The 20,615-nt window shown below is 72.7% G+C and carries 22 protein-coding genes; 13 read left to right on the top strand and 9 right to left on the bottom strand.

All coding sequences use genetic code 11. The features are described from left to right. Nucleotides 1-50: 50 nt before the first annotated feature. Both ASD62_RS06075 and ASD62_RS06070 read right to left on the bottom strand, forming a co-directional pair. Nucleotides 51-644: a MerR family transcriptional regulator gene (locus ASD62_RS06075; protein ID WP_056915191.1), complete on the bottom strand. Its 594-nt coding sequence runs from the start codon at nt 642-644 to the stop codon at nt 51-53. 154 nt (nt 645-798) lie between these two features. Next, nucleotides 799-1,542: an IclR family transcriptional regulator gene (locus tag ASD62_RS06070; RefSeq protein WP_056883602.1), complete on the bottom strand. Its 744-nt coding sequence runs from the start codon at nt 1,540-1,542 to the stop codon at nt 799-801. A gap of 142 nt (nt 1,543-1,684) precedes the next feature. On the opposite strand from ASD62_RS06070, the gene leuC reads away from it, so the two are divergent. From leuC to murA, 4 genes are all read left to right on the top strand, one after another. Continuing rightward, nucleotides 1,685-3,145, top strand: coding sequence for a 3-isopropylmalate dehydratase large subunit (gene leuC / locus ASD62_RS06065; RefSeq protein ID WP_056915190.1), 1,461 nt, complete (start codon nt 1,685-1,687; stop codon nt 3,143-3,145). After that, nucleotides 3,145-3,738, top strand: a complete 594-nt coding sequence (gene leuD / locus ASD62_RS06060; RefSeq protein ID WP_056915189.1) for a 3-isopropylmalate dehydratase small subunit — start codon at nt 3,145-3,147, stop codon at nt 3,736-3,738. The genes leuC and leuD overlap by 1 nt, the downstream gene beginning before the upstream one ends. A gap of 408 nt (nt 3,739-4,146) precedes the next feature. Beyond that, nucleotides 4,147-4,893 (top strand): HU family DNA-binding protein, encoded by a 747-nt coding sequence (locus tag ASD62_RS06055; protein ID WP_056915188.1) that lies wholly within the window; start codon nt 4,147-4,149, stop codon nt 4,891-4,893. 135 nt (nt 4,894-5,028) lie between these two features. Further along, a complete protein-coding gene (murA, locus tag ASD62_RS06050) occupies nt 5,029-6,345 on the top strand; it encodes a UDP-N-acetylglucosamine 1-carboxyvinyltransferase (protein ID WP_056915187.1) in 1,317 nt (438 codons plus the stop codon). A gap of 9 nt (nt 6,346-6,354) precedes the next feature. Here murA and ASD62_RS06045 read toward each other — a convergent pair whose 3' ends face one another. Together ASD62_RS06045 and cofC are read right to left on the bottom strand one after the other, a co-directional pair. Further along, on the bottom strand, nt 6,355-6,573 hold the full coding sequence (locus ASD62_RS06045; RefSeq protein WP_056915186.1) for a hypothetical protein: 219 nt from the start codon (nt 6,571-6,573) through the stop codon (nt 6,355-6,357). Nucleotides 6,574-6,593: 20 nt separating this feature from the next. Continuing rightward, on the bottom strand, nt 6,594-7,262 hold the full coding sequence (cofC, locus tag ASD62_RS06040; protein ID WP_056915185.1) for a 2-phospho-L-lactate guanylyltransferase: 669 nt from the start codon (nt 7,260-7,262) through the stop codon (nt 6,594-6,596). A 106-nt stretch (nt 7,263-7,368) separates the two neighbouring features. Between cofC and ASD62_RS06035 the strand changes: the two genes are divergently transcribed. After that, complete coding sequence (locus ASD62_RS06035) at nt 7,369-8,130, top strand: 1-acyl-sn-glycerol-3-phosphate acyltransferase (RefSeq protein ID WP_235530647.1); 762 nt, start codon at nt 7,369-7,371, stop codon at nt 8,128-8,130. Further along, the gene (locus ASD62_RS06030) at nt 8,127-9,125 is read left to right on the top strand and encodes an NAD(P)H-dependent glycerol-3-phosphate dehydrogenase (RefSeq protein ID WP_056915184.1); all 999 of its coding nucleotides are present in this window, start codon (nt 8,127-8,129) and stop codon (nt 9,123-9,125) included. Before ASD62_RS06035 ends, ASD62_RS06030 begins: the two co-directional genes overlap by 4 nt. A gap of 8 nt (nt 9,126-9,133) precedes the next feature. Here the strand turns inward: ASD62_RS06030 and ASD62_RS06025 are convergent, their stop codons facing one another. Then, entirely contained in the window at nt 9,134-10,207 is a 1,074-nt protein-coding gene (locus tag ASD62_RS06025) for a PLP-dependent aspartate aminotransferase family protein (RefSeq protein WP_056915183.1), read from the bottom strand. Nucleotides 10,208-10,281: 74 nt separating this feature from the next. Here ASD62_RS06025 and ASD62_RS06020 point away from each other — a divergent pair, with 74 nt between their 5' ends. Beyond that, nucleotides 10,282-11,427, top strand: coding sequence for a D-alanine--D-alanine ligase family protein (locus ASD62_RS06020; protein WP_056915182.1), 1,146 nt, complete (start codon nt 10,282-10,284; stop codon nt 11,425-11,427). Between the two features lie 253 nt (nt 11,428-11,680). On the opposite strand, the gene ASD62_RS06015 is transcribed toward ASD62_RS06020, so the two are convergent. Further along, nucleotides 11,681-12,160: a DUF3515 family protein gene (locus tag ASD62_RS06015; RefSeq protein WP_056915181.1), complete on the bottom strand. Its 480-nt coding sequence runs from the start codon at nt 12,158-12,160 to the stop codon at nt 11,681-11,683. 1 nt (nt 12,161) lies between these two features. Beyond that, nucleotides 12,162-12,395, bottom strand: a complete 234-nt coding sequence (locus ASD62_RS06010) for an Lrp/AsnC family transcriptional regulator (protein ID WP_056915180.1) — start codon at nt 12,393-12,395, stop codon at nt 12,162-12,164. A gap of 188 nt (nt 12,396-12,583) precedes the next feature. Here ASD62_RS06010 and thiL point away from each other — a divergent pair, with 188 nt between their 5' ends. Then, the gene (gene thiL, locus ASD62_RS06005; RefSeq protein ID WP_056915179.1) at nt 12,584-13,549 is read left to right on the top strand and encodes a thiamine-phosphate kinase; all 966 of its coding nucleotides are present in this window, start codon (nt 12,584-12,586) and stop codon (nt 13,547-13,549) included. 164 nt (nt 13,550-13,713) lie between these two features. Here thiL and rpmB read toward each other — a convergent pair whose 3' ends face one another. Further along, nucleotides 13,714-13,908, bottom strand: coding sequence for a 50S ribosomal protein L28 (gene rpmB, locus ASD62_RS06000; protein WP_055814433.1), 195 nt, complete (start codon nt 13,906-13,908; stop codon nt 13,714-13,716). 165 nt (nt 13,909-14,073) lie between these two features. Here rpmB and ASD62_RS05995 point away from each other — a divergent pair, with 165 nt between their 5' ends. The 4 genes from ASD62_RS05995 to rsmD are packed head-to-tail and all read left to right on the top strand — an operon-like array spanning nt 14,074 to nt 19,485. Continuing rightward, nucleotides 14,074-15,762, top strand: a complete 1,689-nt coding sequence (locus ASD62_RS05995; protein WP_056915178.1) for a DAK2 domain-containing protein — start codon at nt 14,074-14,076, stop codon at nt 15,760-15,762. Between the two features lie 2 nt (nt 15,763-15,764). Then, complete coding sequence (locus tag ASD62_RS05990; RefSeq protein WP_056915177.1) at nt 15,765-18,044, top strand: ATP-dependent DNA helicase RecG; 2,280 nt, start codon at nt 15,765-15,767, stop codon at nt 18,042-18,044. Nucleotides 18,045-18,096: 52 nt separating this feature from the next. Continuing rightward, nucleotides 18,097-18,873: an alpha/beta fold hydrolase gene (locus tag ASD62_RS05985; protein WP_056915176.1), complete on the top strand. Its 777-nt coding sequence runs from the start codon at nt 18,097-18,099 to the stop codon at nt 18,871-18,873. Nucleotides 18,874-18,909: 36 nt separating this feature from the next. Further along, nucleotides 18,910-19,485 (top strand): 16S rRNA (guanine(966)-N(2))-methyltransferase RsmD, encoded by a 576-nt coding sequence (gene rsmD, locus ASD62_RS05980; RefSeq protein ID WP_056915175.1) that lies wholly within the window; start codon nt 18,910-18,912, stop codon nt 19,483-19,485. A 70-nt stretch (nt 19,486-19,555) separates the two neighbouring features. Here rsmD and ASD62_RS05975 read toward each other — a convergent pair whose 3' ends face one another. Continuing rightward, nucleotides 19,556-19,852 carry a hypothetical protein gene (locus ASD62_RS05975; protein ID WP_056915174.1) on the bottom strand — a complete coding sequence of 99 codons (297 nt, stop codon included), beginning with the start codon at nt 19,850-19,852 and terminating at the stop codon, nt 19,556-19,558. A 162-nt stretch (nt 19,853-20,014) separates the two neighbouring features. Between ASD62_RS05975 and ASD62_RS05970 the strand changes: the two genes are divergently transcribed. Continuing rightward, on the top strand, nt 20,015-20,575 hold the full coding sequence (locus ASD62_RS05970) for a hemerythrin domain-containing protein (protein WP_056915173.1): 561 nt from the start codon (nt 20,015-20,017) through the stop codon (nt 20,573-20,575). Nucleotides 20,576-20,615 lie beyond the last annotated feature (40 nt).

Genomic DNA, 20,615 nt, shown 5'->3' with positions numbered 1-20,615 from the left:
CTGGGACATCGCACGGCCTGGACCGGCCGGGCAGCTCGGCGCCCGCGCCGTCAGCCCCGACTGCTCACGTGCTCCTGGGCGAGACGGCGCAGGGCTGCCAGGACCGGGTCGACGAGGACGGTGCCGGCCACGACCCGGTGCAGGGCCGAGGCGAGGTCGTCGGTGGGCACGTTCGAGACGTCGACTGCGGCGACGGCCTCACTGGCCCGCGCGTACCCCGTCAGTGCGTCGGTGGGCAGCGGCACCCCGGCCGACCGGGCTGCAGCGATCGCCCCGCTGAGCGAGTGCAGCGCGGGGGAGTCGGGCCCCACGACCCAGCCGAGGTCGGCCAGCAGCCCGGTGACCTCGTCGCTCACCGGCGTCGCGGCGTGCGGTGCCGGGAGCGCGTACTGCGCGCGGCCGAGCAGGTCGTGCCGTGACCGCGGTGGGTCATCCAAGGCCTCGGTCACCCGCCTGGCCTCGGCGACGCTGACCCCGGCGTCGACCAGCGCACGGACCAGGCGCACCCGCCGCAGGTGGTCCTCGGAGTAGTCGGCCCTCGTGGCGCCCAGGCTCTCGCCGGGCGGCAGGAGGCCTTCACGCAGGTAGTACTTGAGGGTCGCGACCGGGACACCGCTCGCCTCGGAGAGCTCGGAGATCCGCATGGGGAGCGACACTATCCACAGTGCGCCGCGGCATACCGGGGCGTGGGAGCCGACACGGCGAAGCGGGGGTTGTCCGGCGACACCGGTGGAAACAGGTGCCGTGTTGCCGAGCAACCCCCGCTTCGCGAGGTGTGGGGAGGGGTATGGCGCCGGGTCAGGCGTGGTTCTGCTGCTGCTGTTGCGCGTGGTGGCGGGCCAGCACCTCGGTGAGCTTGTTGGCGCCGGCGATCACCGTGGCGGCGTGCAGCCGACCGGGCTGGCGGGAGAGTCGCTCGATGGGGCCGGAGATCGACACCGCGGCGACGACCCGGCCCGAGGGTCCGCGGACCGGGGCGGACACCGAGGCCACGCCGGCCTCGCGCTCGCCGACGCTCTGCGCCCAGCCGCGGCGGCGGACGCCGGACAGGGTGGTCGCGGTGAACTTGGCGCCGTGCAGGCCACGGTGCAGGCGGTCGGGCTCCTCCCAGGCGAGCAGTACCTGGGCGGCCGACCCGGCCAGCATCGACAACGTCGCGCCGATCGGGATCGAGTCGCGCAGGCCCACCGGACGCTCTGCGGCGGAGACGCAGATGCGGTGGTCGCCCTGGCGGCGGAACAGCTGGGCGCTCTCGTTGGTGTGGTCCCGCAGGGCGCCGAGCACCGGCCCTGCGGCAGCGAGCAGCCGGTCCTCGCCGGCGGCCGCAGCCAGCTCGGCGAGCCGCGGTCCGAGCACGAAGCGACCCTGCAGGTCGCGGGTGACCAGTCGGTGGTGCTCGAGCGCGACGGCCAGTCGGTGGGCCGTCGGGCGGGCCAGACCGGTCGCGGTCACCAGTTGCGCAAGGGTCGACGGCCCCGCCTCGAGGGCACCCAGGACGATGGCTGCCTTGTCGAGAACGCCGACTCCACTCGTGTTGTCCATGGGATGATATTGCCGTCTCATTCGATGAGACGCAAATCCGAGGGCGTGTCGTGCGTGCCAACGTGGGAGATCCGCGCGGCGTGGCGCACCGACGAAACACGCGCGCGAGCAGGACGCAGGACGCGACGGAGGAGTGGGACACGTGTCAGGAACTTTGGCCGAGAAGGTGTGGGACGCGCACGTCGTGCGTCGCGCGGAGGGCGAACCGGACCTCCTCTACATCGACCTCCACCTCATCCACGAGGTGACCTCGCCGCAGGCCTTCGACGGGCTGCGGCTCGCAGGGCGCACGGTGCGACGACCGGACCTCACGCTGGCCACCGAGGACCACAACGTCCCGACGACCCCCGGCCCGATCACCGACCTCGTGAGCAAGACGCAGGTGGACACCCTGCGCCGCAACTGCGAGGAGTTCGGTGTCCGGCTCTTCCCGATGGGTGACGCCGAGCAGGGGATCGTCCACGTGGTCGGCCCGCAGCGCGGCCTGACCCAGCCCGGCATGACGATCGTCTGCGGCGACAGCCACACCTCGACCCACGGTGCGTTCGGTGCGCTGGCCTTCGGCATCGGCACGTCCGAGGTCGAGCACGTGATGGCGACCCAGACGTTGCCCCTCAAGCCGTTCAGGACGATGGCGATCAACGTCGAGGGCGAGCTCCAGCCCGGCGTGACCGCCAAGGACATCACCCTCGCGGTCATCGCGAAGATCGGCACCGGCGGTGGCCAGGGCTACGTCCTGGAGTACCGCGGCAGCGCCATCCGCGCGCTGTCCATGGAGGCCCGCATGACCGTCTGCAACATGTCCATCGAGGCGGGTGCCCGCGCCGGGATGATCGCCCCGGACCAGACCACCTTCGACTACCTCGAGGGTCGCGACCACGCCCCGACCGGTGCCGACTGGGACGCCGCGGTGGCGGACTGGAAGACCCTGCGCAGCGACGACGACGCGGTCTTCGACGCCGAGGTCGACCTCGACGCCACGACGCTGACGCCGTTCGTCACCTGGGGCACCAACCCCGGCCAGGGCCTGCCGCTCAGCGCCGCGGTGCCGGACCCCGAGACGATGGGCGACGACAACGAGAAGGCCGCCGCGCGTCACGCCCTGGAGTACATGGGCCTGACCGCCGGCACCCCGCTGCGCGAGATCCGGGTCGACACCGTCTTCGTCGGCTCCTGCACCAACGGCCGCATCGAGGACCTGCGGGCCGCCGCCGAGGTCGTCAAGGGCCACAAGGTCGCCGAGGGCGTGCGGATGCTCGTCGTTCCCGGCTCGGCGCGGGTGCGCCTGCAGGCCGAGGAGGAGGGTCTCGACCAGGTCTTCACCGCGGCCGGTGCCGAGTGGCGCCTCCCCGGCTGCTCGATGTGCCTCGGGATGAACCCCGACCAGCTGGCCCCGGGCGAGCGCAGCGCCTCGACGTCCAACCGCAACTTCGAGGGTCGGCAGGGCAAGGGCGGTCGGACCCACCTGGTCAGCCCGCTGGTCGCCGCCGCGACGGCGTTGCGCGGCACGCTGTCCAGCCCTGCAGACCTCGTCGACGCCGCCGTCGGCTCCGCGCAGGGCGCGGACCCATCGACCACCACCGCGAGCGAGGGGAGCTACTGATGGACGCCTTCACGACCCACACCGGTATCGGGGTGCCGCTGCGCCGCAGCAACGTCGACACCGACCAGATCATCCCCGCCGTCTACCTCAAGCGCGTGACGCGGACGGGGTTCGAGGACGGCCTGTTCGCGGCCTGGCGCCGCGACGAGACCTTCATCCTCAACAACCCCTCGTATGCCGCGGGGTCGGTCCTCGTGGCCGGCTCCGACTTCGGCACCGGCTCGTCCCGGGAGCACGCCGTCTGGGCGCTGATGAACTACGGCTTCCGCGTCGTGCTGTCGTCCCGGTTCGCCGACATCTTCCGGGGCAACAGCGGCAAGCAGGGGCTGCTCACGGCCCAGCTGTCCCAGGACGACATCGAGCTCATCTGGAAGTACCTCGAGAACGAGCCGGGGGCGTCCGTGACCGTCGACCTGGTCTCGCGGACCGTGACCGCCGGTGACATCGTCGCCCCGTTCGAGGTCGACGACTACACGCGGTGGCGGCTGCTCGAGGGACTCGACGACATCAGCCTCACCCTGCGCCACGAGCAGGACGTCACCGAGTTCGAGGGGCGCCGGCCGTCCTACAAGCCGTCCACGACCAGCGCCTGAGGGCGCGGCGCGCCGACACGGCACGAAATTTCCTCGGGTGGGCCCACTGGGCCTGCTGCGACACGGCCCCGGCAGCAGCTGCCGGGGCCGTTCCGCGTGCTGCTGACCCGTCCTGTGCCGCGCTGGATGGCGCAGATTCTGTTGCACCACAACACAATCGGTGGTCCAGTCGATCGCTCGGCGCCGGACCCCGTCCGTGTGTGCGAGCGCGGCCCGAACCCGCAAATGGGCTCCCCGCTGGGGCACGTTTGGGGCTGAATCCGTTGCGACACAATGGATCAGGGCGTCGCAGTGGTGGACTAGCACGCCCAACAGCCCTAACGTCGGACCCACGTCGGGCAGTGGCTCGGCCGCCCACCTCGCCGGACCAAGGGTGTCCGGCACCACCAACCCTGTGGAGGGGAAGCCGTGAACAAGGCAGAACTGATCAAGGAGCTCGAGTCCCGGCTCGGCAGCCGCAAGGCGGCAAGTGACGCTCTCACCGCCGTCGTCGACGTGATCATCCGTGAGGTCGCCAAGGGCGGCAGCGTCGCCATCACCGGCTTCGGCACCTTCGAGCAGGCCGCTCGTGCCGCCCGGACCGGCCGCAACCCCCGCACCGGCGCCTCGGTGAAGATCAAGAAGACGGTCGTCCCCAAGTTCCGCGCCGGCTCGGCGTTCAAGGACGTCGTCAAGAACCCGCGCTCGCTGCCCAAGGCCGCTGTCGCCGGCGCCCGCGCCGCGGCCGGCACGGCCAAGACCGCCACCGCCAAGTCCACGACGGCTGCGAAGAAGGCTGCTCCCGCGAAGAAGGCGGCCCCGGCCAAGAAGGCGGCTCCGGCGAAGAAGGCTGTGGCCAGCAAGGCGGCTCCGGCCAAGAAGGCTGCTCCCGCGAAGAAGGCGGCACCGGCCAAGAAGACGGCTCCGGCGAAGAAGGCTGTCGCCACCAAGGCTGCGCCCGCCAAGAAGGCTGCTCCCGCGACGAAGGCGGCCCCGGCCAAGAAGGCGGCTCCGGCGAAGAAGGCCGTCGCCACCAAGGCTGCGCCCGCCAAGAAGGCTGCTCCCGCGACGAAGGCCGTCGTCAAGAAGGCCGCTCCGGCCAAGAAGGCTGCTCCCGCGAAGAAGGCCGCTCCGGCCAAGAAGGCCGCCGTCAAGCGCACGGCCAAGAAGGCCTGACCGGTTCTGACCGGTGCTGATCCGGGCCCGTCCACGGGCCTGACCAGCGTCTGACCCACCACGACAGAGGTCGGCTCCCGAACGGGTGCCGACCTCTGTCGCACGCGGGGGAGGGCGTGGTGGGATGCTTGCGCCATGGCAAACATCCTCACCGTGAACGGTGGCTCGCCCCTGGTCGGAGACCTCGAGGTCCGTGGGGCCAAGAACCTGGTGTCCAAGGCCATGGTGGCGGCGCTGCTGGCGGAGGACCCGTGCCGCCTCCGGGGCGTCCCGGAGATCTCCGACGTCAAGATCGTTTCCGGCCTGCTCGAGCTGCACGGTGTGAAGATCGACTCCACCGACCGCGACGGCGAGCTGCTGCTCGACCCCACGAACGTCGAGCAGGCCCATGTCGCCGACATCGACGCGCACGCCGGGTCCTCCCGGGTGCCGGTGCTCCTGTGCGGGCCGCTGCTGCACCGCCTCGGCGAGGCCTTCATCCCCGACCTCGGCGGCTGCCGCATCGGTGAGCGGCCGATCAACTACCACCTCGACGTGCTGCGCCAGTTCGGTGCCGACGTCCAGAAGCGGCCGGAGGGCCTGCGGCTCACTGCCCCCAACGGACTCAAGGGCACCCGCATCAAGCTGCCGTACCCCTCGGTGGGCACGACCGAACAGGTGCTGCTGACCGCGGTCCGTGCCCAGGGCGTCACCGAGCTGCGCAACGCGGCCGTCGAGCCCGAGATCCTCGACCTGATCGCCGTCCTTCAGAAGATGGGCGCGATCATCAGCGTCGAGACCGACCGGGTGATCAAGATCGACGGGGTCGACCGTCTCGGCGGCTACGACCACCTGGCCATCCCGGACCGCATCGAGGCCGGCTCGTGGGCGTGTGCGGCCCTGGCGACCAGGGGTGACATCTACGTCCGCGGCGCCCAGCAGCAGGCGATGATGCCCTTCCTCAACGTCTTCCGGAAGATCGGTGGCGACTTCGACATCGACGACGAGGGCATCCGCTTCTGGCACGCCGGGGGAACCCTGAACTCGCTGGTGCTCGAGACCGACGTCCACCCGGGGTTCATGACCGACTGGCAGCAGCCGCTCGTGGTCGCCCTGACCCAGACCAGTGGCCTGTCGATCGTCCACGAGACGGTCTACGAGAACCGCCTGGGCTTCACGGAGGCGCTGGGGGAGATGGGCGCGGTCGTCCAGCTCTACAAGGAGTGCCTCGGCGGCTCCCCGTGCCGCTTCGGCCGGGCCAACTTCCGCCACAGCGCCGTCATCTCCGGCCCGACGCCGTTGCGCGGTGCCGAGATCACGGTGCCGGACCTGCGCGGCGGGTTCAGCTACCTCATCGCCGCCCTGGCCGCCGAGGGGCAGTCCAAGGTGCACGGCATCGAGCTCATCTACCGCGGCTACGAGCGGTTCTCCGAGAAGCTCGACGCGCTCGGCGCCGACTACGAGGTCGGCTGACCGGCAGCGTCAGCCGATCACCTGGTCGTCGCCGATCCCGACGATCCAGAGCCTCGTGGCCTCACGGCCGTCGTCACCGACGTCCAGGCTCAACCGCTGACCGGGGCGCAGGTGCCGCAGGGCGCTCGCCCCGAACACCGCCGCGGAGAAGGTCACCTCGAGGCCGTCGTCGAGCAGGAGGGAGCCCGCCCCGGTCTGCTCGTCGAACCTGTGCACGCTGCCCTGCATGGGTGGCAGCGTAGCCCGCGTCACGTGGGCGCCGGGGCCTCCAGACGGGCCGCGGACAGGGCGGCCCTGGTCGCGGGACCGAGGCCCAGGCCCGCAGCGGCGGTCAGGGCCGTGTCGTCGTCGACGTCGGTGCGCAGCCGGGGAAGGTCGAGGTCCAGCGGCACGTGCCCGGCCCCGGTGTGCGCCGCCGCCGAACCCGTCCCGAACCGCGGGTGCAGCGCCGTCGCGTCCAGGGCCGTGAGCAACGTGGTGCCCTCGCCGGAGGCGTCCGGCACGAGCGCCATCGCGTGAGCCGCTGCTGCGTCCAGCGCGGCGACCAGGTCCTCGGGTCGCAACGAGGGCAGGTCGCCGAGCAGGACGGCCAGCGGGTCACCCGGTGCCGACGCGGCGACGTGGTCACGACCGGCCACCACCGCCGCGTCGAGGCCCCCACCGGGATCGGCGACGACGTGGGCGCCGAGCCCGAGCGCGACCTCGGACACCCGCGGGTCGGAGGAGACGACGACGACGCGCGCGGGCGGCATACCGGCGCAGCAGGCGGAGAGGCAGTCAGTGGCGAGGGCCAGCGCGAGGTCCTCGCGACCCACGCCGGCCGGGGGGTGCAGTCGCGACTTGGCGCCGGCGCCGCCCTTCACGGGCACCACGAGGTACCACCGGAGACCGGGCGGTCGGGGGCTGGGGGACTTCATCACCCCGATCGTCGCAGGTGGTGGCGCGGTTCCTCGACACCGACCCCCTGACCAGAGAGGATGCACACTCGACCGTCGCCCCCGATCCTGACCACGGAGATCCCACGTGACCGCCAGCGGCACACGCCCACTGCCCTTCGCCTACCGCCTGGCGGTGGCGATCGTGCGTCCCCTGATGCTGCTGCTCACCAAGCGCACCTGGCGTGGCACCGAGCACCTCCCGACGTCCGGCGGGTTCATCGTCTGCCCCAACCACCTCTCCTACGCCGACCCGTTCACGTTCGCCCACTTCCTCTACGACAACGGCCACCCCCCGTACTTCCTCGGCAAGGAGGCGGTCTTCCGGATCCCCGTGGCGGGCGCGATCCTGCGTGGGGCGCAGCAGATCCCGGTGTACCGCAACACCGGTCGCGCGGCGGACGCCTTCCGCGCGGCGGTGGCCGCGGTCAACGAGGGCAAGTGCGTCGGCGTCTACCCCGAGGGCACGCTCACCCGTGACCCCGAGCTGTGGCCGATGGTCGGCAAGACCGGTGCGGCGCGCATCGCCCTGACGACCCGCTGCCCCGTGATCCCGGTGGCGCAGTGGGGTCCGCAGGAGATGCTCGCGCCCTATTCCAAGAAGCCCAGGCTGTTCCCGCGCACGCGCATCCAGATGTCCGCGGGCCCGCCCGTCGACCTCAGCGACCTGTACGACCAGCCGGTGACGGGGCCGTTGCTGCGCCAGGCGACCGACCGCATCGTCGACGCCATCACGGTGCAGCTGGAGGGCATCCGCGGCGAGAAGGCCCCGGCCGAGCGGTTCGACTCACGCAAGCACGGGCTCCCCGAGACCGGCAACTTCCACCGCCGCAACGGGGAGGGCGCGTGACCAGGGCCGCGGTCTTCGGCACGGGCAGCTGGGGCACGGCGTATGCCGCGGTGCTGGCCGACGGGGGCACCCCCGTGACCATGTGGGGCCGACGCCAGGAGATGGTCGACCAGATCAACGCGGGGAGCAACGAGGACTACCTGCCCGGGATCGCGCTGCCCGACGGCATCCGCGCCACCGCCGATCCGCTCGAGGCCGCGGCGGACGCCGACATCGTCGTCCTGGCGGTTCCGTCGCAGACCTTGCGCGCCAACCTCGCCGAGTGGGCCCACGCCCTGCCGGCCGGTGCCGCGATCGTGTCGCTGATGAAGGGCGTCGAGCTCGGCACCACGAAGCGGATGAGCGAGGTCATCGCCGAGGCCGGGGGCATCGAACCCGGCCGCATCGTCGTGGTCTCGGGACCGAACCTCGCCAAGGAGATCGCCCAGAAGCAGCCGGCCGCCAGCGTCATCGCGTGCATCGACGAGCGCATCGCCGAGATGGTCGCGGAGGCCTCGAACCCGCCGTACTTCCGTCCCTACACGACCACCGACGTCGTCGGCGCCGAGCTCGGTGGCGCGGTGAAGAACGTCATCGCGCTCGCGGTCGGCATGGCCGAGGGGCTCGGCATGGGCGACAACTCCAAGGCCTCGATCATCACCCGCGGCCTGGCCGAGACGTCGCGGCTGGGCATGAAGCTCGGTGCCGACCCCGTGACGTTCAGCGGTCTCGCGGGGGTGGGGGACCTCATCGCCACGTGCATGTCGCCCCTGTCCCGCAACCGGACGTTCGGGCTCAACCTCGGCAAGGGCATGACCGTGGAGGAGGTCGTCGCCGTCACCCGGCAGACGGCCGAGGGCGTGAAGTCGTGCGAGTCGATCCTCCAGCTCGCGCACGACCACGGGGTCTCGGTGCCGATCATCGAGCAGGTCGCAGCGGTGGTGCACGACGGCCGCAGCCCCAAGGAGGTCGTCGGCGCCCTGATGCTCCGGGCGCTGAAGAACGAGGCCGAGTAGCCGGTCGGTCAGCCGCGCAGGGCCCGGTCGAGGTCGTGCCACAGGTCCTCGACGTCCTCGATGCCCACGGACAGGCGCAACAGGTTCTCGGGGACGGTGTGGGGCTCGGCCGGGTGGCGTCGGCGCCGCTCGATCTGCGACTCGACGCCACCGAGGCTGGTCGCGTGGGTCCACAACGTGGTGGCCGCGGCCACCCGCTCGGCCGCCTCCGCACCCCCCGGCACCTCGACGGCGATGATGGCACCGAACCCGGGGTACCGGGCCGTCTCGACACCGGGGTGGCCGTCGAGGCGAGCCGCGAGCTCACGGGCGTTGGCGGTGGCGCGCTCCAGCCGCACGTGCAGGGTGCGCAGCCCGCGCAGTGCCAACCAGGTCTCCATCGGCCCCGCGATGGCGCCGCCGAGCACGCGCGCCGTCGACAGCCGCGCACGCAGCTCTGCGCCGGCTTCGGTCGAGGCGGTCACGAGGGCGCCGAGGATGACGTCGGAGTGGCCCGACAGGTACTTGGTCACCGAGTGGAGCACGATGTCGACCCCGTCCTCGAGCGGGCGCTGGACGAGCGGGGTGGCGAAGGTGTTGTCGCACACCGTGATCGCGCCGGTCTCCCTCGCCATCGCGGACAACGCGCGCAGGTCCGAGACCTCGAGCATCGGGTTCGTCGGCGACTCGAGCCACAGCATGGCGGCGCCGTCGAGGGCCGCGCGCACCGCGGCCTGGTCGGTCGGGTCGACCCGCCTGACCACGACCGCCCCGGTGGCGGCGAGCTGGTCGAGCAGGGCCGTCGTCCCGTTGTACGCGTGGTGCGGGACCACGACCGCGCCACCGTGGGGGACGAGGGAGACGGCAGCCGACACCGCCGCCATACCGGAGGCGAAGACGAGCGCGTCGCCGCCCTCGAGCGAGCCGAGGGCCTCCTCGAACGCCGTCCACGTGGGGTTGCCGACCCGCGCGTAGTTGACCGGGCCGTCCGCGATGTAGGTGGACGAGAACTCCAGGGGCGCGTTGACGCCGGCGCCGGGCACCCGGGGCTGGCGTCCGAGGGCGACGACGCGGGAGGCGGGGGACAGGCTCTCGTGGCTCACGCGGCCAGCGTAGGCGGCGGCGCCCGCGAGCCGTGCTCCGTGCCCGCCCGGTGAGCGGGATACGCTCGTCCGCGATGACCACGGACCAGCCCACAGCCTCTCGCGAGCCTGCCCAGAAGCCCCGCGTCGCCATCGTCTTCGGCGGCCGTTCCTCCGAGCACGCGGTGTCCTGCGCCACGGCGGCAGGCGTGATGCGTGCGATCGACCGCGACGCCTACGACATCGTCCCGATCGGGATCTCCCGCGACGGGCACTGGGTGCTCTCCGACGGTGACCCGCAGCGGCTGGAGCTGACGTCCGAGCGCACGCCCGAGGTGGCGGCCGACGGTGCCGGCGTCGTCGTCCCGCTGGCCACCACCGACCGCACCCTGGTCAGCCTCGAGGCGGCCGAGGTGCCGCGCTCGCTCGGTGAGGTGGACGTCGTCTTCCCCTTGCTGCACGGCCCGTTCGGTGAGGACGGGACGATCCAGGGCATGCTCGAGCTCGCCGACATCCGCTACGTCGGGTCCGGCGTCTTCGCCTCGGCCGCCGGCATGGACAAGCACCACATGAAGGTCCTGTTCGCGGGGGCCGGCCTCCCCGTCGGGCCGTATGTCGTGGTGACCGACGCGCAGTGGCGTCGCGACAAGGCCGCCGCCATGGATGCCGTCGCGGCGCTCGACTACCCCGTGTTCGTGAAGCCGGCCCGCGCCGGCTCGAGCATGGGCATCTCCAAGGTCTCGACGCCGGAGGCCCTCGAAGGCGCGATCGAGGTGGCGCGCACGCACGACCTCAAGGTGGTCGTCGAGCAGGGCATCGTCGGCCGGGAGATCGAGTGCGCGGTCCTCCAGGGCCGTGGCACCGACGAGCCTCGCGTCTCGCACGTCGGCGAGATCGAGGTCACCGCCGAGGGCGGGCACGAGTTCTACGACTTCGAGGCGAAGTACCTCGACGACGGGGCCGTGCTGTCCTGCCCGGCCAAGGTCCCCGACGAGATCGCGGCAGAGGTGCAGAGGCTCGCGGCGGCGGCGTTCGAGGCGCTGGGGTGCGAGGGGCTGGCGCGGGTCGACTGCTTCTACACCGAGGCCGGGGACGTCGTCATCAACGAGATCAACACCATGCCCGGGTTCACGCCGCACTCGATGTACCCGCAGATGTGGCAGGCGACGGGGCTCGGCTACCCCGAGCTCATCGACGAGCTGCTCCAGCTCGCCCTGACCCGTCCCGTCGGCCTCCGGTAGCCCCTCGTCATCGCACGGTCGCGGGCTGGGCAGGGGGCACTCGGCCCGCGTCCACTCGCGCCTCCGCTTCGCTCCGGCGCTCCCGCCAGACCCACCAGCGGGCCTTCGTGCCCCCTGCCCACCCCGCTCCGCTCCCACCTCCGCTCCCCGCTGCAACCGATCTCGGTGAGCGGGAAGTGTCGGTATGGCGCTCGGTGAGCGGCGGTTGGTGCCCACTGAGTGGGGGACCGGGCGCCACAGCGCGCGAAGGCGCCTAGCTGCAGGTGCGGTTGTTGCCGGGGAGGGCCTTGGCGGCGTCGTTGAAGGCAGGGAGCAGGAGCGGGGCCGGGGCGTAGGCGTCGGGGACCAGGACCTCGATCGCGGGGTCGCGCCCGAACGTCGTGAACCGGACGCCGTCACTGAGCTCCTGCGCGACCCAGTCGACGCCGTCGACGTCGAGGCACTGGTCGGAGGTCGGCCCGAGGGCCGGCCAGCCGCAGGTCGCAATGATCGCGGGGTCGCCCCACTCGCGGACGTCGCGCGGGTCGGTGCCCTCCGCGACGGAGACCCCGCGGGAACGCTGGCCGCCGACCGTGGGCGGCATCCGGCTCATCGGGGTCTCGCACGCCGCCACGTGGGCCGGCGCGGCGACCTGCTCGGGCGACTGCACGGCATACAGCACGCCGCCGGCCACCCCGAGGACGAGGAGGCCGGCGGCAGCGACGAGCAGGCGCCGACGGGCGGCGCGGCTCACGTCAGACGTGGACGACGGTGCAGGTCAGGGTCCGGGTGATGCCCGGGACGTCCTGGATCTTGGCGATGACGAGCTTGCCCAGCTCGTCGACCGTGTTGGCCTCGACGCGAGCGATCACGTCGTAGGGGCCGGTGACGTCCTCTGCCAGGACCACGCCGGCGATACCGGCAATGGCCTCTGCGACGGTCGCCGCCTTGCCGACTTCGGTCTGGATCAGGATGTAGGCCTGGACCACCACTGAGCACCTCAACTTCTGTCGAAGATGGGACATGTCGTGACGTCGACGACGACACGTCATGTTCCGGTTGGCCGGGACGTCGTCGTCCCGAGAGAACCAGGCCGCAGCGGAGCCACGGCCAGGGCAGACGCTACCGTGCCGGTGTCCCGGCCGTCTTCCCCGGGCTGTCACGAGGAGGTCAAGTCATGGTCACGGCCGGTCGCACACTGGCGCAGGTCTCGGAGGCGTCGCTGCTCGCCGAGATCTTCCCGTTCTTCCCCGCCCGCGAGGGCGTGCTCGTGGGGCCGGGGGACGACGCGGCGGTGCTGGCCTCGACCGGACCGGTGGTCGTCACGACGGACGCCATGGTGCGCGGACGCGACTGGCTCGACGAGTGGTCCACGGCCGCCGACGTCGCGACCAAGGCGTTCACCCAGAACGTCGCCGACGTCGCGGCCATGGGCGCTGTCCCCACCTCACTGGTCGTCACCCTCGTCGCCGACCCGGCGACCCCGGCGGACTGGGCGGTCGAGTTCGCCCGGACGCTGGGCGGTCTGGCCGACGCGGCCGGGGTGGCCGTCGCCGGCGGGGACCTCTCGTCGGCGCCCGCCGGCACCGTCATGGTGTCGATCACCGCCCTGGGCGACCTCCAGGGGCGGGATCCGGTGCTGCGCAGCGGCGCCCGCCCGGGCGACACCGTGGCCGTCCACGGCAGCCTGGGACGCTCGGCCGCCGGGCTGGTGCTCCTGCAGCAGGGCGCCGCCGCTCACGACGAGACCGGGGGCGTGCGGGCCACGTGCCTGGCACACCACCGAAGGCCCCTCGTCGAGCTCTCGGCCGGGCCCGCCGCCGCCGACGCCGGCGCCACGGCGATGCTCGACGTCTCGGACGGCCTGCTGCGCGACGGCTCGCGCATCGCCGCTGCCAGCGGCGTGCGCCTCGCCCTCGACTCGGCGCTCCTCGAGCCGGACCTGATCGTGCTGCGCGAGGCGGTCGGCGAGGCCGCGCTCGAGTGCGTGCTCGCAGGCGGTGAGGAGCACAGCCTCCTGGCGACGTTCGCGGGCCCGCTGCCCGGCGGGTGGCGGCCGCTCGGTCGGGTCGAGGAGGGCGAGGGCGTCACCCTCGACCGGGTGTCCCAGCAGCCCCGGGGCTGGGACCACTTCGCGGGCTGACCCGGCCCCGCGCCATACCCCTCCGCGGGGCGACGCGGACGCGCCCGCTGACCTGCGACCGGACGCGCGGCAGGGGGAGTGGCCGGGGGAGCAGCCCCGGGAACGACGAAGCCGACCGTCCCGCGAGGGGAGGGTCGGCTTCGGTCAGTGCCGGTCGGGCAGGGTCAGCGCTTGACCTTGCCGGCCTTGAGGCACGAGGTGCAGACGTTGAGACGCTTCGGGGTCACGCCCGCGTCGCCCACCAGAGCCTTGACGCGCTGGATGTTGGGGTTCCAGCGACGCTTGGTGCGGCGGTGCGAGTGCGAGATGTTGTGACCGAAGCTCGGTCCCTTGCCGCAGACGTCGCAGTTGGCAGCCACGGGGTTCTCCTGAAATTCGATGGTGACAAGACTTGGAATGTCCCGGGCCGGATGCGGGCGCAATGAAGCACCACGAAGGACCACGGGAACCGGTCAAGAGTAGCCGAGGACAGGTGCTCCGACCAAAACGAGGCTCCCGACGGTGCTGGGCACTAGCCTGCCACCGTGCTCGAAGCCCTGTCTGCCGTCGATGCGCGGCGGTGGGCCGTGCTCACCCGGATGGCCTTCGCGGCGCGCCGGGCGGAGATCGACGCGCTCAACGTCTTCCCCGTCCCGGACGGTGACACGGGCACGAACCTCTACCTCACCCTCGACGCCGCGCTGGACTCCGTGCGGGCCGAGCACGAGCAGGCCGGCATCCTCGGGACGGCCACCCTGGAGCAGGAGTGCTCGGCGTTGTCCCGCTCGATGCTGCTCACCGCCCGGGGCAACTCGGGAGTGATCCTGAGCCAGCTGGTGCGGGGGTTCGCGGAGGCCATCGCGGAGAGCGGCCTGCCCGAGGCCGGTCCGGTCGTCATCGCCGACGGTATGGCGCGGGCCAGCGCCCGCGCGTACGCCAGCGTCACCCATCCCGAGGAGGGCACCATCCTCACCGTCGCCAAGGCGGCGGCCGAGGCGGGCGCCGCAGCGGTCGAGGAGGGGCTGCCCGCCGTCGCCGAGGCGGCGCTCGACGCGGCGACGGCGGCGCTGAGGGCCACGACGGGCCAGCTCGCCGCCCTCGAGCGCGCGGGGGTCGTCGACGCCGGTGCGGCCGGGTACCTCCTGCTGCTCGAGGCCCTCGCGCGCGTGGTGCACCAGGACGGGGCCCACGTCGGCGAACGGATGGAGCCGTTCGCCGAGGACCCCTCGCTGCGCCGCCGTGAGGAGTGGAGCCGCCAGGGCGGGCCGGTCGAGCCGATGGGCCGCACCGGGGGAGCCCCCACGAGCGGCCACGACGCGACGCCCGGCGGCCCCGCGTTCGAGGTGATGTACCTCCTGCGGGACAGCGACGAGGAGCGCGCAGCGGCGTTGCGTGAGGTCCTCGACGGGCTGGGCGACTCGCTGCTCGTCGTCGGTGGACCGGACCTCTGGAACGTCCACGTGCACGTCGACGACGTCGGGGCCGCGATCGAGGCGGGGCTGGACGCGGGGCGGCCGTACCGTGTCCGCGTCACGCACTTCGCCGACCAGGTGGGTCACCGCCTCCCGGCGTCGGGCGTCGCGGTGGTCGCCTGCGCCGCGGGACCCGGCCTGGCCGAGGTGTTCGAGGGGGCGGGGGCCGTCGTCGTGACCAGTGGTCCGGGCCTGCGGGCCTCCGCCGGGCAGCTGCTCGACGCCATCCGCGCCACCCACGCACTGTCGGTCATCGTGCTGCCGAACGACCGCGACACCGAGATGGCGGCCCGGGCGGCCGCGAGTGCCGCCGAGCAGGAGGGCCTCGACGTCCACCTCGTGCGCTCGCGGACCGCGGTGCAGGGGCTCGCGGCCTTCGCCGTCTTCGACGAGAACGCCTCGGCCGCGCGGAACGCCGCCGAGATGAGCCACGCAGCCGCCGCCACGCGCCACGGCGCGGTGGCCCTCGCGAGCAAGCAGGCGCTCACGAGCGCCGGTCCCTGCGAGGCGGGCGACGTCCTCGGGGCGGTCGGCGGCGATGTCGTCGTCGTGGGCCACGACCTGGCCGAGGTCGCCCTCGACGTGGTCCGACGGTTGCTGTCCAGCGGCGGCGAGCTGGTGACCGTGATCGGCGGGGAGGCCGCGCCCGAGGGGCTCGTCGAGGACCTCGGCGCGAGGATCGAGCGTGGCCACCGCGACGTGGAGGTCACCGTCATCGACGGCGGACAGCCGCACTACCCCCTGCTGCTGGGAGTCGAGTAGGCGTGGTCGACGAGAGCACGAAGCTCGACAAGGTCCTCGGGGCCAGGACGGCCGGCACCCTGGCCAAGCACCGCAACCTCGTGACGGTGGGCGACCTGCTCGAGTTCTGGCCGCGCCGGTACCTCGAGCACACGTCCGACCTGTCCGACCTGCACGTCGGCAAGTACGTCGTCGCCGTGGCCGAGGTGAAGACGTCGGTGACCCGCCGCATGCAGAAGCGTCGCGGCGAGATGCTCAACGTCACGATCACCGACGGGCGCAACGACGTCGACCTCGCGTTCTTCAAGGCCTGGGGCCACAAGGACGCGCTGCTCCCCGGGGTGCGTGCGGTGTTCGCCGGCGAGGTCGGGATGTACCGCGGCCGCTGGCAGCTGACCCACCCGGCCTACCAGGTCGTCGAGGGCGGCCTCGGCACGTCGGCCACCGACCGCGGCCCGATCCCGGTCTACCTCCAGGTCAAGGGGCTGCAGAACTGGTCGGTCGCCGAGTGCGTGCGCATCGTCTTCGACCACCTCGAGTCCGTGCCCGACCCGCTGCCGGCCACGCTGCGCTCGCGCCACGGCCTGCCCGGGCGGCTCGAGGCGCTGCGCGGCATCCACGTGCCCGCGGCCTTCCCCGAGGTGCAGCGTGCCCGACACCGGCTCCGGTACGAGGAGGCCCTGGTCCTGCAGACCCTGCTGGCCCAGCGCCGGGCCCGGCAGGCCGCTGACCGCACCGTCGGCCGCACGCCCCGGGCTGGGGGGCTGCTGGCGGCGTTCGACGAGCGGTTGCCGTTCGAGCTCACCGCGGGGCAGCGCGAGGTCGGCGAGACCCTGGCCGCGGAGATGGCGCGCGACGTCCCGATGAACCGGCTCCTGCAGGGCGAGGTCGGCTCGGGCAAGACGATCATCGCGCTGCGGGCCATGCTCGCCGCCGTCGACGCCGGCGGGCAGGCGGCCCTGCTCGCGCCCACCGAGGTCCTCGCGGCGCAGCACCACCGGTCGATCACCGCGATGCTCGGCGACCTCGCCGAGGGAGGGCTGCTCGGCGGCAGCGACATCGGCACCCGGGTCGCGCTGCTCACGGGCAGCCAGGCGACGGCCGCCCGCCGCGCGAACCTCCTGCAGGTGGCCAGCGGCGACGCCGGCATCGTCATCGGCACCCACGCCCTCATCCAGGAGAAGGTGCAGTTCCAGGACCTTGCGCTGGCGGTCGTCGACGAACAGCACCGGTTCGGCGTCGAGCAGCGAGATGCGTTGCGCGAGAAGGGAACCCAGCCGCCCCACGTCCTCGTCATGACCGCGACGCCGATCCCGCGGACGGTGACGATGACCGTGTTCGGCGACATGGAGACCTCGACCCTGTCCGAGCTTCCCCGGGGCCGTTCGCCGATCGCCACGCACGTCGTGCCGTCCGAGCGCGCCGCCTGGGTCCAGCGCACGTGGGAGCGCGTCGCCGAGGAGGTCCGCTCCGGGCGCCAGGCGTATGTCGTGTGCCCCCGCATCGGTGACGAGTCCGGGTCAGCGGGTAGCGCCGTGTCCGCCGACGACGAGGAGCTGCCGACCGCGCCGCTCTCCTCCTCGGGTCCTCGCGCCCTGGACGCGGAGGACGACTACCCGGACGCCGAGCCCGGTGACGACGGTGCCCCCACCGCCACGGCGCCCCGAGAGCTCGCGAGCGTGTATGCCGTGGAGGCGGCCCTTCGTGAGAACCCTGCGCTCGCAGGACTGTCCCTCGCCGTCCTGCACGGACGGATGGCGCCGGAGGACAAGGACGCGGTCATGGCTGCGTTCAACGCCGGCGAGGTGCAGGTCCTCGTGTCCACCACCGTCATCGAGGTCGGCGTGGACGTCCCCAACGCCACCGTCATGGTCGTCGTCGACGCGGACCGCTTCGGGGTCAGCCAGCTGCACCAGCTGCGCGGCCGGGTCGGTCGAGGTCAGCACGCCGGGCTGTGCCTGCTCATGACGTCGTCGGAGACGGAGACCTCCATGGAACGCCTCGAGGCGGTCGCCGCCACCACCGACGGGTTCGAGCTGGCCCGGCTCGACCTGCAGCTGCGTGGCACCGGCGACGTCCTCAGCGGGAAGCAGAGCGGTGGCGGTCGGTCCGGGCGGGCGATGGGCCGGGGCAGCTTCCGCTTCCTGTCGCTGGTCCGGGACGAGGAGATCATCCTCGAGGCCCGCGACGACGCCACTGCGCTCGTCGCCCGCGACCCCGAGCTGACCGGTCACCCGGAGCTCTCCGCCGCGGTCGCCGAGCGCCTCGACGCCGAGCAGGCCGCCTTCCTCGAACGCGGCTGACGACGCGCAAACCCGGGAGCCAGGCAGCCTCCGGGCGCCCTAGGGTGGCGGGATGCTGCTCTCCCACGACGTCTCGGGTTCGGGCCCGGCGATCCTGCTGCTGCACTCCGGTGTCGCGGACCGCCGGATGTGGGACGACCTCGTCCCGGCGCTGGGCCACGCGTTCACCGTGGTGCGACCCGACTTCCGCGGGTTCGGGCAGACGCCGCTGCCCCCGGGGGAGTACGCCGACGCCGACGACCTCGACACCCTGCTCGACCACCTCGGGATCACCGACGCCGCGGTCGTCGGGTCAAGCTTCGGCGGCCGGGTCGCGCTCGAACTCGCCACCCTGCACCCCGGGAGGGTCTCGTCCCTCGTGCTCCTGTGCGCGGCATACCGGGGGGTGGAACCGACCGCGGACGTGCAGGAGTTCGGCGCCGAGGAGGACCGGCTCCTCGAGGCCGGGGACGTCGAGGGCGCCAGCGCGCTGAACGTCCGCACCTTCCTGGGACCCGACGCCGACGACGCCACCCGTGCACGGCTGCTGGCCATGCAGCGCCACGCCTTCGAGGTGCAGCTGGCCGCGGACGAGCAGGACCCGCCACCTGCGCCGCGACGGGTGGACGTCGACCCCACCGCCATCGCCGTGGACACCGTCGTCGTGTCAGGGGCGCTGGACCTCGACCTGTTCCGTGAGGTCGCGGTGGTCCTGGCCCGGGACATCCCGGGCGCCGAGTCGATCGAGCTCGACTGGGCCGGCCACCTGCCGTCGCTGGAACGCCCCGACACGGTCCTGGCCCTGCTGCTCGACGTGCTCCGGGACGACCCCACGGTCCACCAGCCCTGAGCGCGGCGCCACCACCGGCGCTGTTACCGTGCCGCCGTGACGCGGATCATCAGCGGCCGGGCCGGTGGGCAGCGGTTGTCCACGCCTCCCGGGGCAGGGACCCGTCCCACCAGCGACCGGGTGCGTGAGGCGTTGTTCTCCAGGCTCGAGCACCTCGACGTGCTGGGCGGGGCGCGCGTCCTCGACCTCTATGCCGGGTCGGGCGCGCTCGGTCTCGAGGCGCTCAGCCGCGGCGCCACGTCCGTGCTGCTCGTCGAGTCCGACAAGGGCGCCGTGAAGGTGACCCGCGCGAACGCGGACGGGATCGGCATCCCCGGTGCCGTGGTGCGCCACTCCACGGTGGCGAGGGTCCTCGCGGCACCCCCCGGCGAAGCGTTCAGCCTGGTCTTCAGCGACCCGCCCTACGCCCTCACCGAGGACGAGCTCGCCGCCGACCTGGCCCTGCTCGCCGAACCGGGCTGGCTCAGCGACGACGCCCTCGTCGTGGTCGAACGCTCCGCACGCACCCCGGAGCCGCGGTGGCCGGCACAGTGGGAGCCCGAGGGGGAGCGGCGCTACGGCGAGACGCGGATCTGGTTCGCCGGCCCGCGGGTGCCGGACGAGATCGCCTGAGCGGCGCAGCGGACGACGAGGGGCCCGGGACCAGTGACTGGTCCCGGGCCCCTCGCGTGGAGTCGGCGCCTCAGGCGGTCGGGGCCGCCGAGGGGATGATGCTGAACTGCACCGCACCGGACTGGTCGACGTTCGCGTCGAGGACCTGGTCGCCCAGGGCCACCGCAGCGGTCTCGTCGAGGAACACCTTCGCCCCGTCGCTCTCGACGACGGCGTCGCCGGGCACGGGCTGCTCGGCGGTGGTCACGGTGAGGGCGCCCGCGGACGGGTCCTCCTGGCTGAAGCGCAGGCCGGCGTCGTCGCCGACCTCCGTCTGGTCGACCAGGGTCTTGACGATCGTGCTGGCGTTCTCGGTCAGGGTGAGCATGGTGCTCCCTCTCTGTCGGTGGAGTTCGGCCCGTTGAGGTCAGGACTCCTCCACCATTTCGCAGGCCGCCGGAGGACTCAAACCGCGCGTCCGATGGGTGGGACCCACCTCCGGAGCCGGCCCGGAGGTGTGGAGTCGTCGCAGGTGAGGAAGGGTGGAGCCATGACGGACTACGAGATCCCCCGCCCCACGTCCGGTGACGTGGTCGAGCTCATCCTCGACGACCACCGCCTCTTCGAGTCCCTGCTGCGCGACCTGCGCGACGCCACGGCCGACCGCGAGGCGGCCCGCGCCGCCCTGTCAGCTGTGCTCATCGCCCACGGCGTGGCCGAGGAGTCGAAGGTCTACCCGAACCTCCAGCGCAAGGACGCCATCACCGACCACGAGGCCGAGCACGGCGAGGAGGAGCACGCCGAGGGCAACGAGGCGCTGCTCGCGCTCCTGGAGTGCAAGGGCACCGACACGCAGAAGTTCGACGACGCGGTCGAGGACCTGGCCACCGCCCTCAACCACCACATCGGCGAGGAGGAGCAGACGATCCTCAACCCCGCACGCACCGACGTGTCCCAGGAGGTCCGTGACGACCTCGGCGCGAAGTGGACGGCCGAGCGCAACCGCCTCCTCGACGAGGGCGCCGGTTCGATCGAGAACGTCCGCTCGATCGTCGCCAAGGCGCACAAGGAAGGTCTGCTCCCGGCGGACGACGAGGACGACGACGAGTGAGCCGCCGCTGACGGGGAGGGGGTGCGGGGGTCCCGCTGCT

The organism is Phycicoccus sp. Root563, assembly GCF_001427915.1.
Lineage (GTDB): Bacteria > Actinomycetota > Actinomycetes > Actinomycetales > Dermatophilaceae > Pedococcus.
The sequence above is the reverse complement of the archived record's forward strand: the minus strand, read 5'-3'. Positions and strand labels throughout refer to the sequence as shown.